At 60.0% G+C, this 14,723-nt stretch carries 10 protein-coding genes and 1 tRNA gene; 7 read left to right on the plus strand and 4 right to left on the minus strand.

Annotated elements, in window-relative coordinates; translation table 11 throughout:
* Positions 1 to 257 precede the first annotated feature (257 nt).
* The 7 genes from fdnG to QRN33_RS04435 all read left to right on the plus strand — a co-directional run bounded on the left by fdnG (position 258) and on the right by QRN33_RS04435 (position 9,865).
* Positions 258 to 3,323, plus strand: a complete 3,066-nt coding sequence (fdnG, locus tag QRN33_RS04405) for a formate dehydrogenase-N subunit alpha (protein WP_227972394.1) — start codon at positions 258 to 260, stop codon at positions 3,321 to 3,323.
* Entirely contained in the window at positions 3,324 to 4,259 is a 936-nt protein-coding gene (gene fdxH / locus QRN33_RS04410; protein WP_039761499.1) for a formate dehydrogenase subunit beta, read from the plus strand. It begins immediately after the preceding gene.
* Positions 4,256 to 4,921 (plus strand): formate dehydrogenase subunit gamma, encoded by a 666-nt coding sequence (locus QRN33_RS04415; protein WP_083352723.1) that lies wholly within the window; start codon positions 4,256 to 4,258, stop codon positions 4,919 to 4,921. Before fdxH ends, QRN33_RS04415 begins: the two co-directional genes overlap by 4 nt.
* A 3-nt stretch (positions 4,922 to 4,924) precedes the next feature.
* Positions 4,925 to 5,851, plus strand: coding sequence for a formate dehydrogenase accessory protein FdhE (gene fdhE / locus QRN33_RS04420; protein ID WP_285407338.1), 927 nt, complete (start codon positions 4,925 to 4,927; stop codon positions 5,849 to 5,851).
* 586 nt (positions 5,852 to 6,437) lie between these two features.
* Positions 6,438 to 7,850, plus strand: coding sequence for an L-seryl-tRNA(Sec) selenium transferase (gene selA / locus QRN33_RS04425; protein WP_065616316.1), 1,413 nt, complete (start codon positions 6,438 to 6,440; stop codon positions 7,848 to 7,850).
* Complete coding sequence (gene selB, locus QRN33_RS04430) at positions 7,847 to 9,763, plus strand: selenocysteine-specific translation elongation factor (RefSeq protein ID WP_285407357.1); 1,917 nt, start codon at positions 7,847 to 7,849, stop codon at positions 9,761 to 9,763. The genes selA and selB overlap by 4 nt, the downstream gene beginning before the upstream one ends.
* 6 nt (positions 9,764 to 9,769) lie before the next feature.
* Positions 9,770 to 9,865: transfer RNA gene (locus QRN33_RS04435), tRNA-Sec, on the plus strand.
* Between the two features lie 136 nt (positions 9,866 to 10,001).
* Here the strand turns inward: QRN33_RS04435 and QRN33_RS04440 are convergent.
* The 4 genes from QRN33_RS04440 to QRN33_RS04455 form a co-directional block, all read right to left on the minus strand.
* Complete coding sequence (locus tag QRN33_RS04440) at positions 10,002 to 10,361, minus strand: DUF6124 family protein (protein ID WP_065616318.1); 360 nt, start codon at positions 10,359 to 10,361, stop codon at positions 10,002 to 10,004.
* A gap of 609 nt (positions 10,362 to 10,970) precedes the next feature.
* A complete protein-coding gene (locus QRN33_RS04445) occupies positions 10,971 to 11,426 on the minus strand; it encodes a hypothetical protein (protein ID WP_285407342.1) in 456 nt (151 codons plus the stop codon).
* Between the two features lie 829 nt (positions 11,427 to 12,255).
* Positions 12,256 to 13,854, minus strand: coding sequence for an immunoglobulin-like domain-containing protein (locus QRN33_RS04450; RefSeq protein WP_285407344.1), 1,599 nt, complete (start codon positions 13,852 to 13,854; stop codon positions 12,256 to 12,258).
* A 376-nt stretch (positions 13,855 to 14,230) separates the two neighbouring features.
* Positions 14,231 to 14,723: hypothetical protein (locus tag QRN33_RS04455; protein WP_285407346.1), on the minus strand; the 493-nt coding region annotated here is incomplete at its 5' end.

Below are 14,723 nucleotides of genomic sequence, written 5' to 3' on the forward strand. Positions count from 1 at the left end.
GTGGGAGCGAGCCTGCTCGCGAATACGTCGGGTCAGGCAGTATCGAGTTGAATGACCCACCGCTTTCGCGAGCAGGCTCGCTCCCACAGGGGTTGTGTACTGGCTGGAAATCCGGGCCAGACTCCCGACGGTCGGTTTTCACACAATCGGCAAGGTCTTTGTCTACAGTGAAAATGTCGGCGCCAAGGCGTCGCAACCGTGATTGTCCAGATAAAGCCCGGCGCAAGTACCGGGTTCCACCTGATCAGGAGTGCACGATGGATCTCAGCCGTCGTCAGTTCTTCAAGGTCGCCGGTATCGGCCTTGCAGGCTCAAGCCTGGGCGCGTTGGGCATGGCCCCGACGGCGGCCTTCGCCGAGCAGGTGCGTCACTTCAAGCTCGCCCACACCCGTGAAACCCGCAACACCTGCCCGTATTGCTCGGTCGGTTGCGGCTTGATCATGTACAGCCAGGGCGATGCCGGCAAGAACGTGGCGCAAAACATCATTCATATCGAAGGCGATTCCGACCACCCGGTCAATCGCGGCACCCTGTGCCCGAAAGGCGCGGGCCTGCTCGATTTCATTCACAGCCCCGGCCGCTTGCAGTACCCGCAGGTGCGCAAGCCCGGCAGCAATGAATGGACGCGCATCGGCTGGGACGAAGCGCTCGATCGCATCGCCGACCTGATGAAGGCCGACCGCGATGCGAATTTCATCGAGAAAAATGCCGACGGGCAAACGGTGAATCGCTGGCTGACCACCGGTTTCCTCGCGGCGTCGGCGGCGTCCAATGAAGCCGGCTATATCACCCAAAAGGTGATTCGCAGCCTCGGCCTGCTGGGGTTCGATAACCAGGCGCGTGTCTGACACGGCCCGACGGTGGCAAGTCTTGCCCCGACGTACGGCCGTGGTGCCATGACCAATACCTGGACCGATATCGCCAACGCGAATCTGATCCTGGTAATGGGCGGCAACGCAGCAGAAGCGCATCCGTGCGGCTTCAAATGGGTGACCGAGGCCAAGGCGCATAACGCCGCGCGGCTGATCGTCGTCGATCCGCGTTTTACCCGGACCGCTTCGGTGGCCGACTATTACGCGCCGATCCGCACCGGCACCGACATTGCCTTCATGGGCGGGTTGATCAATTACCTGCTGACCGAGGACAAGATCCAGCACGAATACGTGCGCAACTACACCGACGTGTCGTTCATCGTCAAAGCCGGCTATGGCTTCGAAGACGGCTTGTTCAGCGGTTATGACGCGAAGAAGCGCAGCTATACCGACAAGTCCGGCTGGGGTTACGAATTCGCCGAGGACGGGTTCGTCCGGGTTGACCCGACCCTGCAAGACCCGCGCTGCGTCTATCAGTTGATGAAGCAGCATTACAGCCGCTACAACATCGATCTGGCGAGCCAGATCTGCGGTATGCCCGTCGACGCCATGCAGAAAATCTGGGAAGAAATCGCCACCTGCTCGACACCGGGCAAGACCATGACGATTCTCTATGCGCTCGGCTGGACACAGCACTCGATCGGCGCGCAGATCATCCGCAGCGCGGCGATGGTGCAACTGCTGCTGGGCAACGTCGGCATGCCCGGCGGCGGAGTCAATGCCTTGCGCGGGCATTCGAACATTCAGGGCCTGACCGACCTCGGCCTGCTGTCCAACGCCTTGCCCGGCTACCTCACTCTGGCCAGCGACAGCGAGCAGGACTACGGCCAGTTCATCTTCAAACGCACGCAGGTGCCGTTGAGACCGGGGCAGCTCTCTTACTGGCAGAACTACAGCAAATTCCACGTCAGCCTGATGAAGTCCTGGTACGGCGCCAACGCCACCGCCGAGAACAACTGGCTGTTCGACCATTTGCCGAAGCTCGACATCCCCAACTACGACGTGTTGAAAATGTTCGACCTGATGAGCCAGGGCAAGGTCAACGGCTACTTCTGCCAGGGCTTCAACCCGATCGCCGCGTTGCCGGACAAGAACCGGGTAATGGGCGCACTGGCCAAGCTCAAATGGCTGGTGGTGATGGACCCGCTGGCCACGGAAACCTCGGAGTTCTGGCAAAACGTCGGGCCGTACAACGACGTCAAAACCGAGGAAATCCAGACCGAAGTGATTCGCCTGCCGACCACCTGTTTCGCCGAGGAGGATGGCTCGCTGGTCAACAGCAGCCGCTGGCTGCAATGGCACTGGAAAGGCGCCGACGGCCCCGGCGAAGCGCAGACCGACATCCGCATCATGAGCGAACTGTTCCTGCGTCTGCGCCAGCGTTATCAGACCGAGGGCGGCAAGTTTCCCGATCCGCTGCTCAAGCTGTCGTGGCCATACAAGATCCCCGACGAGCCTTCGCCGGAAGAACTGGCGCGGGAAATCAACGGCACCGCCGTCAGCGATTTCACCGATGCCAGCGGCGTCACGGTCAAGGCCGGCACGCAACTGGCCGGCTTCGGCTTGCTCAAGGATGACGGCAGCACCGCGTCCGGTTGCTGGATCTTCGCCGGCAGTTGGACCGAGGCTGGCAACCAGATGGCCCGCCGCGACAATGCCGACCCGTTCGGCATGCACCAGCATCAGGGCTGGGCCTGGGCGTGGCCGGCCAATCGGCGGATTCTCTACAACCGCGCCTCATCGGACCCGGCGGGCAAGCCGTGGGATCCGAAAAAGCGTCTGGTGTGGTGGAACGGCAAGACCTGGACCGGCACCGACGTGCCGGACTACAAGGCTGACGTGCCGCCGGAAGCCGGGATGAATCCGTTCATCATGAACCCCGAAGGCGTGGCGCGGTTCTTCGCCGTCGACAAGATGAACGAAGGGCCTTTCCCCGAGCACTACGAGCCGTTCGAGACGCCGATCGGCATCAACCCGCTGCATCCGCAGAACAAGAACGCCACCAGTAATCCGGCGGCGCGGATCTTCGATTCGGTCTGGGAAACCCTCGGTGAGGCCAAGGACTACCCGTACGCCGGCACCAGCTACCGGCTCACCGAGCATTTCCACTTCTGGAGCAAGCACTGCAAGTTGAACGCGATTGCCCAGCCCGAGCAGTTCGTCGAAATCGGCGAAGTGTTGGCGAACGAGAAGGGCATTGCGGCCGGTGATCGTGTGCGGGTCAGTTGCAAACGCGGCTTTATCGAAGCGGTCGCGGTGGTGACCAAACGCATCCGGCCGCTGCAGGTCAACGGCCAGGTCGTGCATCAGATCGGCATCCCGCTGCACTGGGGATTCACCGGCCTGACGCGCCACGGTTACCTGACCAACACCCTGGTGCCGTTCCTCGGCGATGGCAACACTCAGACCCCGGAATCCAAGTCATTCCTGGTCAACGTGGAGAAACTGTAAATGGCCAGCCAAGACATCATTGCCCGCTCGGCCACTACCACGGTGCCGCCGTCGGTGAGAACCCAGCAGGGCGTTGCCAAGCTGATCGACACCACCAAATGCATCGGCTGCAAGGCTTGCCAGGTCGCCTGCTCGGAATGGAACGAGCTGCGCGACGAGGTGGGTCACAACCACGGCACCTACGACAATCCGCAGGACCTGACGGCGGACTCATGGACGCTGATGCGCTTCACCGAGCACGAAACCGACGCCGGCAACCTTGAATGGCTGATCCGCAAGGACGGCTGCATGCACTGCGCCGAGCCCGGTTGTCTGGCCGCGTGCCCGAGCCCCGGCGCGATCATCCAGCATGCCAACGGCATCGTCGATTTCGATCAGGACCACTGCATCGGTTGCGGCTATTGCATCACCGGTTGCCCGTTCAACATTCCGCGCATTTCGCAGAAAGATCACAAGGCCTACAAATGCACGCTGTGTTCCGACCGGGTGGCGGTGGGGCTGGAGCCGGCCTGCGTGAAAACCTGCCCGACCGGCGCCATCGTTTTCGGCACAAAGGAAGACATGAAGGAACACGCCGCTGAACGCATCGTCGACCTGAAAAGCCGTGGCTTCGAAAACGCCGGTCTGTACGACCCGGCCGGGGTTGGCGGCACCCACGTGATGTACGTGCTGCATCACGCCGACACGCCAAAAATCTACGCCGGACTGCCGGATCACCCGGCGATCAGTCCGCTGGTGGATTTGTGGAAAGGCATCAGCAAACCCCTTGGTCTGTTGGCGATGGGCGCGGCGGTGCTGGCCGGGTTCTTCCACTACGTGCGCATCGGCCCGAATCGTGTCGAAGAGGATGAACATCCGACGCCTCCCGATACCTCGGTGCACGTGGTCGACCCGGCGGTGCACACCTTCGATCCACGCGGGGAGGAGCGGCCATGAGCAACAAGACGATCCTGCGTTACAGCGCCAACCAGCGCACGAATCACTGGCTGGTGGCGATCCTGTTCTTCCTGGCCGGGTTGTCGGGGCTGGCGTTGTTTCATCCGTCGCTGTTCTGGCTGAGTAATCTGTTCGGCGGCGGCACCTGGACGCGGATCCTGCACCCGTACATGGGCATCGCCATGTTCGTGCTGTTCCTCGGTCTGGTGTTCAGCTTCTGGCGCAGCAATTTCTTCATCGCCAATGACCGCCGGTGGCTGCGGCGGATCAACCGGGTGATGGTCAACGACGAAGAAAGCGTGCCGCCGGTGGGCAAGTACAACGCCGGGCAGAAGCTGCTGTTCTGGACTTTACTGCTGTGCATGCTCGCGTTGCTGTTCACCGGGCTGGTGATCTGGCGCGCGTGGTTCAGTGCGTATTTCGGCATCACCACGATCCGCTGGGCCATGCTGTTGCATGCACTGGCCGGGTTCGTGCTGGTGCTGAGCATCATCGTGCACATATACGCCGGTTTGTGGATCAAGGGGTCGGTCGACGCCATGCTGCATGGCTGGGTCAGCCGGCCGTGGGCGAAAAAACACCATGAACTGTGGTACCGCGAGGTGACCCGCGACGAACAGCCTCGGGATCTGCCCGAGCGACCGCTGACGAAAAAGGGCTGACTTTTGCCAAGCATTCTTGAACCTGGGGAAATCGAGGCGGCGGCCAGTTCGCCGCCGTTTCTTTACCTGCCACCGCGTAACCTGTTTGTCCTGCGCGCCGAGCGCTTGGCGCGTCTGGCCGAAGGCAATGGGTTGGCGGATTATCTGCGGTTGATGGCCGGATTGTGCCGGGCGCAACAGCAGGTCTTCGACGATCCGCCGCTCACCGCGCCGTTTGATGCGCAGCGTTTCGAAGCCTGTCAGCAACACGGTCTGCCACCATTCGCGGCAGATACCTTGGTGCGCGAAGAGGCCTGGCAGCCGTGGCTCGACGCCTTGCTGCAGCGCTACGCGCCCGTGGATCAGCCTGCGGTCATCGACGCGCTGGACAGTCTGCGCGCCGCCAGTCCCGGCCAGTTGCGCGCGTGGGCGGTGGCGCTGGTCAGCGGCCAGTATTCGCTGGTGCCGGCAGCGCTGGTGCCGTTTCTCGGCGCGGCCCTGCAAACCGCGTGGAGCCACTGGTTGCTCAGCGTGCCGAATCTGCAACTCAAACCCGGCGACAGCCTCAGCCAATGCCCGGCCTGCGGTTCGCCGGCCATGGCCGGGGTGATTCGTCATCGCGGCAAGCACAACGGCTTGCGTTATCTGGTGTGTTCGCTGTGTGCCTGCGAATGGCACGTGGTGCGGGTCAAGTGCGTGTATTGCGAGCAGAGCAAGGGCCTTGAATACCTGAGCCAGGAAGACGACCGGCACAGCGCCGAGCAGGCGCCACTGCGCGCCGAAGTCTGCCCGAGCTGCAACAGCTACCTGAAATTGCTCTACCTGGAGAACGACGCCGAAGCCGAGGCGTTGTCGGCGGATCTCGGCAGTTTGCTGCTGGACATGCGTCTGGCCCAGGACGGTTATCAGCGTCTGGCACCTAATCTGCTGCTGGCGCCGGGAGACGAATGACGAGTGCAGAAACTGTGGGAGTTCAAGCCTGATCCCACAGATGTTGTGCCGGACCACAAAGCCCGGTCAGTCACAAATCCCCTGTAGGAGTGAGCCTGCTCGCGAAGGCGTCAGGTCAGCCACATCCACCCTAGCTGACACACCGATTTCGCGAGCAGGCTCACTCCTACAGGGATTGACGGAGACCAACTGTCCTCATTCCACCCCGAATCTCTGTGGGAGCTGGCTTGCCAGCTCCCACAGATGTTGCGCCGGACCACAAATTCCGGTCAGCCACAAATCCCCTGTGGGAGCGAGCCTGCTCGCGATGGCGTCAGGTCAGCCACCTCCACACCAACTGAAACACCGCATTCGCGAGCAGGCTCACTCCCACAGGGATTGGCTGCATGCACTCATCTTGCAGGCCGCCACAAAACAATGTGGGAGTGAGCCTGCTCGCGATGGCGTCAGGTCAGCCACCTCCACACTAACTGACACACCGCATTCGCGAGCAGGCTTGCTCCCACAGTGCGTCTACACTTCTGAAACCCTTGTGGGAGGGAGCTTGTTCCCCAAGGGGCTGTTTCAGTCGAATCAGGAGTGGCTGATGTCTTCCAGCGTTGCCCTGCGGTTGCCGTCCATTGATGGCTTGTTGCGTCACCCGGCGTGCGCGCCGTTGGCCGAGCGTTACGGCCGGGATTCGTTGCTGACGGGGCTGCGTCAGTTGCTCGATGAGCTGCGTCCCGGCGTGTTGAGCGGGCAATTGTCCGCCGTTGAAATCGGCGCCGAAGTCCTCGCCGGTCGCGTCGGCGAACGCTTGGCGCGACAGCAGCGCAGTCAGGTGCGCCGGGTATTCAATCTCACCGGCACGGTGCTGCACACCAACCTCGGCCGCGCCTTGCTGCCCGAAGAGGCCATCGAAGCGGTGCAAATGGCCGCACGATATCCGCTCAATCTGGAGTTCGATCTGGCCAGCGGCAAGCGCGGTGATCGCGATGATCTGATCGAAGGCCTGATCCGCGAACTGACCGGTGCCGAGGCCGTTACCGTGGTCAACAACAATGCCGCCGCGGTGCTGCTGACCCTCAACAGCCTCGGCGCGCGCAAGGAAGGCATCATCTCCCGCGGTGAACTGATCGAGATCGGCGGAGCGTTCCGTATCCCCGACATCATGGCCCGCGCCGGCGTGCGCCTGCACGAAGTCGGCACCACCAATCGCACCCACGCCCGTGACTACGAGGCCGCCATTGGCCCGCGCAGCGGTTTGATCATGCGCGTGCATGCCAGCAATTACAGCATCGAAGGTTTCACCGCGCGGGTGCCCACCGCGGAATTGGCCGCGTTGGCGCACGCCCATGGCTTGCCATTGCTGGAGGACCTGGGTAGCGGCAGCCTGCTCGACCTGACCCGCTGGGGCTTGCCGGCAGAACCGACGGTACGCCAGGCGCTCCTGGACGGTGCAGATATCGTCACCTTCAGCGGCGACAAATTGCTTGGCGGCCCGCAGGCCGGGTTGATCGTCGGGCGCAAAGAGCTGATCGCGAAGATCAAGAAGAACCCATTGAAGCGTGCGCTGCGCGTCGACAAGTTGACCTTGGCCGCGCTGGAAGCGGTGCTGGGTTTGTATCGCGATCCGGATCGTCTCGCTGAACGTCTGCCGAGTCTGCGCCTGTTGACCCGTCCGCAGGCCGACATCTGCGCTCAGGCGTCACGTTTGCAGCCCTTGCTCGCTGAAATCCTGGGGTCGGTCTGGCAGGTCAGCGCAGTCGAGGCCTTGGGCATGATCGGCAGCGGCAGCCAACCGGTGGCGCGCCTGCCGAGTGCGGCACTGTGTTGCCGCCCGCAGGTGTCCAAGCGCTGGCGAGGGCGCTATCTGTTGAATCTGGAAGCGGCGTTGCGCGCGTTGCCGATTCCGGTGCTTGGGCGTATCGACGACGACGCGCTGTGGCTCGATCTGCGTCAGCTCGACGATGAGCCGGCGTGGCTGGCGCAGTTGCCGCAATTGCAGGTCGACCGGTGATCGTCGGCACGGCGGGGCACATCGACCACGGCAAGACCTCGCTGTTGCAGGCGCTGACCGGCCAGACCGGCGACCGCCGCCCACAGGAGCGCGAACGCGGCATGACCATCGACCTGGGTTATCTCTATGCCGAGCTCGAGGCGGGTGCCGGGCTGACCGGGTTCATCGACGTCCCCGGCCACGAGAAATTCACCCACAACATGCTCGCCGGCGCGCAGGGCATCGATCTGGCGTTGCTGGTGGTCGCGGCCGACGACGGCGTGATGCCGCAGACCCGCGAGCATCTGGCGATCGTCGAACTGCTCGGCATTCCCCGCGCGTTAGTGGCGATCACAAAATGCGACCGGGCCGGGACAGGCAGGGTGGAAGAGGTGCAGCGTCAGGTGCTCGACCTGCTCGCGCCCGGGCCTTTTGCTGATGCGCTGATCTTTACCGTGTCGAGTGTGAGCGGGCAGGGTGTCGACGAACTGCGCGCGGCTTTGTTGCACGCGCAAAAAGACGTGCTGGCGCGCAGTTGTGAGGGCGGGTTTCGTTTGGCGATTGATCGGGCGTTCAGCGTGGCTGGCGCGGGGATTGTGGTCACGGGCACGGCGCTGTCGGGGACTGTCGCGGTAGGCGACAGACTGGGTCTGGCGCCTGCCGGCAAATCGGTGCGCATCCGCGGACTGCACGCGCAAAACCAAACTGCTGAACGGGCCTTCGCCGGCCAACGCTTGGCGTTGAACCTCAGCGGCGATCGTCTGGAGCTGGCGCAGATCCACCGTGGCCAATGGCTGCTGGCAGACTGGCTGCACGCCCCGACCCAGCGCATCGACATCGAATTTCAGCTGTTGCCCGGCGAGCGCACCTTCGAACACTTTCACCCGGTGCATCTGCACCTCGGCACCCAGGACGTCATCGCCCGCGTCGCCTTGCTGCAAGGCCCGCGCCTGAGCCCCGGCGAGCGCATGTTCGCGCAATTGCTGATCAACGCGCCGGTGCACGCGGTGAAGGGCGATCGATTGATCCTGCGCGACGCCAGCGCCCAGCGCACCCTTGGCGGCGGCGTCGTCCTCGACCCGTTCGCCCCGGCCCGCCAACGCCGCAGCCCGGAACGCCTCGCGCAACTGCAAACCCTTGCCCTTAGCGTCAGCCTCGAACAGGCCCTGCCGGCACTGCTCAACCACAGCCCCGGCGGCCTCGACCCGCAACGCCTCGAACGCCAGTTCAACCACCCGCGCGCGCAGTGGACGCTGGCGGAAAACATTCGTCTGATCGACACCCGCCAAGGGCCGTTGCTGTTCAACGTCCAGCGCTGGGGCCAGTTGAAATTCAATTTGCTTGAACAATTGGCGCGGTTTCACGAACAAGAACCCGACCAAATGGGCCCTGACCGCGATCGCCTGCGACGCTTCAGCGCCCTGGCACTGGAACGCTCGACGTTTGTCAGTTTGCTGGATGAATTGCTCAGCGCCGGCTCGATCCTCGCCAGTGGTCCGTGGTTGCATCTGCCCGATCATCAGGTGCGCCTGAATGCCGACGATGAAATCCTCTGGCAGCAATTACAGCCGTTGTTCGAACAGGCCGGTTTCGACCCGCCATGGGTGCGCGATGCGGCGAAAATGCTCGGCGAAGAAGACGCCAGCGTCCGCCTGCTGCTGCGCAAACTGGCACGGCTGGGGCTGATGCACCAGGTGGTGCGCGACCTGTTCATCAGCGACATCGCCGTGCGGCAAATGGCGGCGTTGTTGCTGAAACTCGCTGAAGAAAATCCGTCGATCCAAGTGACAACCTTCCGCGATGCGCTAGGCTTGGGACGCAAACGCTGCATTCAGTATCTGGAGTATTTCGACCGACTCGGCCTGACCCGCCGCCTCGGCGAATCCCGCCAGATCCGCCGCGACAACGCGCTGGCCCACGCCGACGCGCAATGAGTTCAAGGAAGGCAATCGCGCCCGGTGGCGCGGCCGGGCTTCAAACCCGGTTGGGGACGGCATCCGTTCCCGGGCAGGTTCGACTCCGGCTGCCTTCCGCCAGTTTTCCAAAGCAAAAGATCGCAGCCTTCGGCAGCTCCTACAGGGATCAGTGTAGGAGCTGCCGAAGGCTGCGATCTTTTGATCTTGCCGGTGTTGATCGTTCCCACGCAGAGCGTGGGAACGATCTGTACCCGAACTAATTCGGCAACTCCAGATTATCCAGCACCCGATTCACCGCCAGTTCTCCGAGCATGATCAACTGCGCGATCCCCATCAGCGTCCGCCGCTGCGATGGTTTGACCAGTCCGGCGAATTCCTGGGCGATGGTTTTGGCCGAGGCGAGGGTTTCGCAGGCGTTGGCCAGCAGGTCTTCGTTTTTGGTGTCGGCGGTGACGGCGTACATGGCTCGGGGGCTAAAGGGCGGTGGAGTGGAGCCGGGTGGGCAGAGGTAATGGTCGAGGGCGCGGTCGGCGGCTTGGTGGAGTTTTTTGGAATCGAGGGATTCGTAGGGGGAGGTGGGGTCGGTTTCGGGTGGGTTGGGTGTTGGTTTGATCATGGGTGAAGCCTCTAGAGTGGTGAAACTGCCACCGTTCGCTGCTAACGAAGGAGGTGGCGGCTGTACGCGGGTTAGCAGACCAGGACTCTAGAACCCGGCGCACCGAAGTGCCCCACGCAAAGCCGCCATAATGGCAACACCATGTGCGTCTAGAGATAACCCGGGCTGCTAAACCCGATCACTGAACATTCAGCGACCGCACCACAATAGAACCCGACCCCAAGGTGCACAAGCCGGCGGATTCTGGCGTAGCTGTAGGCAATGGCGCAAGAATTCGTAGCCTGAAAGGCGTGTCTGAAGGTGTCTTTTAAACGCTTCGTTTACATCGAAGAGCTTCGCCGGACCTGATTGCCCCTTCGCGAGCAAGCCCGCTCCTATAGTTGGAATGCGGTCAAACTGTGGGAGCGAGCTTGCTCGCGAAAAGGCCATCCCGGTCAGCAGAAAAATCTCGGTCAAGCCTCGCTGTTTGATGACTGGTTAATAGTGGAGTTTTTATATCGACGCCCGGCAACGCAAAACCGCCTCGGTTGAACGAGGCGGTATTTTCAGCTTCAACTGCGTATTTATAAATATGTAGATGGGTCGTGCCTGTTTGAATTTTGCGTGGGTTTATTTTTTAAGTTTTACCAGGATTTCATGAATGGCCATTGCCGCTCCTGATTGTGGTGTATCAATATTTATCCGCAAAATGCTTTCCTGGTTCGGTGCCACTGTAAATTCACCGCTGAGTTCAATGACGTGTATAGATTCGATTAAGGTTGGAGGAGTGATATCTATGTTGTTGACGTTCAATACCACCGTGCTTGGATTGCCGGCAGCTTCTCGACCTATCTTTATGCTAAAAATATATGTCGCGTTACCTAGAGTGGAATACCTGTATGTTCGGATAAAAGCAGTCCCGCTCGTTGGTGAGAGGCCGGGATCAATGTTGAGTCGGTCATTGTATGTATATATGTCCCACATGGGTTCTGGAGTGCCCGACCGCCAGCCAGGCCAGAGTTCATGTGGAATTTCATTTTCAAACGTGACTCTTTCCTGGAAATCTTGTTCGCTTGTTGCATTCATGATGAACCTCCATGTTTTAGGAAGACGCAGTTCATGAAAACATGCCAAGGCAGAGCGCACACCTGTCAGGTCTGACAGGTGTGCGGGGTTATCCGACCGGCGGCTCTAATACAGCCTCGTCCGTTGGAACACCGGCATTCGGCATCCGGGTATCGAATGCTCGACCTCAGCACGTGTTGGTCGTTCCCAATCACTTTAGGGCTTCAGCCTGCCTGCACCGGCCCCGCGACTCCAGTGATTCAACATCCGATCCACCACCAGCTCCCCGAGCATGATCAGCAGCGCTACTCCCAACAACGTCAGGCGCTGCGACGCGGGATGAGAAGGCCGAGATCATTGGCGATGATTAGCGGACATCGGCCAGCAGTTCCTCGTTTTGAAGCCTGCGGGCACGACGTACACACGATCGGTTTTACGGGGCGGTGGGGTGAAGTCGGGTGGGTAGGGTGGCGGCCGTACGCGAGTTAACAGACCAGGCTCAAGGATCCCGGCGTACCGAAATGCCCCCGGACCCAAGGCGCACAAACTGGTGAATTCTGGCGTGGCTGTAGGCAATGGATCAAGGGTGTTTAGCCTGAAAGGCGTGTCTGAAGGTGTCTTCTGAACGCCTGGGTTTAAAAGGCGATTTGTGCCGACCTCACTGGCCCTTCGTGAGCAAGCTCGCTACCACATTTGAATGCTTTTCCCTGTGAGAGCCAGCTTGCTCGCGAAAGGGCCGTCCCGGCCAAAAGAAAAAACTCGATCGCGCCCCGCTGTTTAAATCACTTATTAAATAAATCCGTCTCCTTTGTGCTTTTTTATGCCATTCGCTGACTTGGAGGCTTTTCCATCAGCCGATGCGCGATTTATATCCCATTGGATATGCATTGTAGTCTGCGATCGACTTTTGTTGCGTCCATCCGGGATGGGTTGGGTGAATCGGGATTTGTAAAGCATAGGTAAGGTAGTAATCATTAGGCTGGATGAATGTGGTGGCCCAAATGAAAACATTTCCTTTCGGTTGTTGGATTCCAAATAGTAGCGCTTGGTAAATCTGTTTCTGTAGAGGGGTCTCGTCAACAGTGAAGAGTTGGGCACCCAAGGATGACAGCAAGGCGACAGCTTGATCATATGGAAGACGCCTTTCGTCACTGACTACGAGGTCGTACACGTTTTCGCAAGTAACCTGATAACTGACGGTATCTCCTTTCGTGTCATGCACGCTGATCATTGCGATTCCGTTTCCTTTCGAGATGACGTGGCCGGTTGCCGGATCAACGGAAGCGACGGTGGGTTTGGAAGAGCGGTATTCATAAGGAGGACTCCCTCCACAGGCTAGTCGGGTTTGATGTGCGCCTGGAGGTATGTATGCCGCTTTCTCGATGGGCTGGAAATATTCTGGTCTGCTTGGGGGGGGTGGAGGGTACAAATGTGCCCCATCCAGTAGCATTGGCGTGGTATCTATTTCCAGTACGGGGGTTTCGGTAAAGGTGCGAGCTGCCGACACTTCACCGGAACCATACCGCGCCATGGGGTTGTCTTGGGTCAGCACGTCTAGCAGCAATGGATTGCCCGTCAGTTTCTCCAGGTCGATGGTTTCCGCGTCATCACCGGGATAGTCTTCTCTGCGTTCCAGCAGAATGGGCTTGTCCAACCGCTTGCCATCCAGATCCTCATCCACGCTCTGCACCGGCGACCACGGTGCATCGGTATCCGGGCCGTTGCCGATCTGATCGGTGACGGTGTAGGAAAAATGCAGTTTGTTGTCCAGGCGTTTCGCCTTGTCCAGAAAGGCGCGGGTGACGGTGAAGCAAATGGTGATGGGGGTTTCGTCGCCGGGGTTCGGCGGTGGCGGCGCCTGATTCGGACTGACCCTGGGCTTGGGTTCCAGCAGTTCGCCGTTGCACGTGAGGGTGATGACGTCATACGCCCGGCAATACGGGTAGGCCACGCACACTTCGGCGCTGACGAAATCCGCGCCGACGCCGTTCTTGATCACGTCGGGCAGCAGCAGCTTGAGTTCGGAGTGGCCGCCGGGGTCGGTCAGGTGATCCTTCAGGCCCGGGCGGATACGGTTGTAGAGGATTTCCAGCGATGGGGTGGAAGTGCCTCGATTGTCGCTGCCACGCCTGACGGTGTAGTACAGCTTGTTGACCTGGTCCGGATGCAGTCGACCCTTGGGAATGCGCAACATGGTGCGCACGTTTGGATCCTCAATGGTTTTGCTGTCCAGTGCGACCAGTTCACCCTCAAGCCAGAGCTCCATGACATCGCCGGGGTCCATGGTGCCTGACAACGGTGGATCGGCGTGGACAATGGCGCCGCCGATGAGATCATGGGCCACTAACGGCACGCCGGTGTGTCCACCTTCCACAGGCTTGGTCTGGCCGTTGATGATGGGCGGGCTGAGGATGAGGACGGTGTTGTCCGGTGGGGTAGAGATGGTCATGAATGAAGCTCCTGCGCGTTGGGAATGGGCAGGGGTTATCAGAGCTCTTAATTGGCGATTGCGCACCTGTCAGATCTGACAGGTGTCGACATGTCTCCGACGAATGGTCGTTGATGGATTAGAAAATCGCCGTTCCGGTTGATGCGGAACGGCGGTTTTTTCTTGGGAGAAGATTGCCTGTGACGCCGCCGCCTTCGCGGTCAGCAGAAAAATCTCGGTCAAGCCTCGCTGTTTGAATGACTGGTTAATAGTGGAGTTTTTATATCGACGCCCGGCAACGCAAAACCGCCTCGGTTGAACGAGGCGGTATTTTCAGCTTGAACTGCGTATTTATAAATATGTAGATGGGTCGTGCCTGTTTGGATTTTGCGTGGGTTTATTTTTTAAGTTTTACCAGGATTTCATGAATGGCCATTGCCGCTCCTGATTGTGGTGTATCAATATTTATCCGCAAAATGCTTTCCTGGTTCGGCGCCACTGTAAATTCACCGCTGAGTTCAATGACGTGTATAGATTCGATTAAGGTTGGAGGAGTGATATCTATGTTGTTGACGTTCAATACCACCGTGCTTGGATTGCCGGGAGCTTCTCGACCTATCTTTATGCTAAAAATATATGTCGCGTTACCTAGAGTGGAATACCTGTATGTTCGGATAAAAGCCGTCCCGCTCGCTGGTGAGAGGCCGGGATCAATGTTGAGTCGGTCATTGTATGTATATATGCCCCACATGGGTTCTGGAGTGCCCGACCGCCAGCCAGGCCAGAGTTCAAGTGGAATTTCATTTTCAAACGTGACTCTGTCCTGGAAATCTTTGTAGGCCTTGATCCTGTAAGTCCGTAGGGCAAACGTCACGGCCTCTGTCTCGACT

The organism is Pseudomonas sp. FR229a (assembly GCF_030209115.1).
GTDB classification, from domain to species: domain Bacteria; phylum Pseudomonadota; class Gammaproteobacteria; order Pseudomonadales; family Pseudomonadaceae; genus Aquipseudomonas; species Aquipseudomonas moraviensis_A.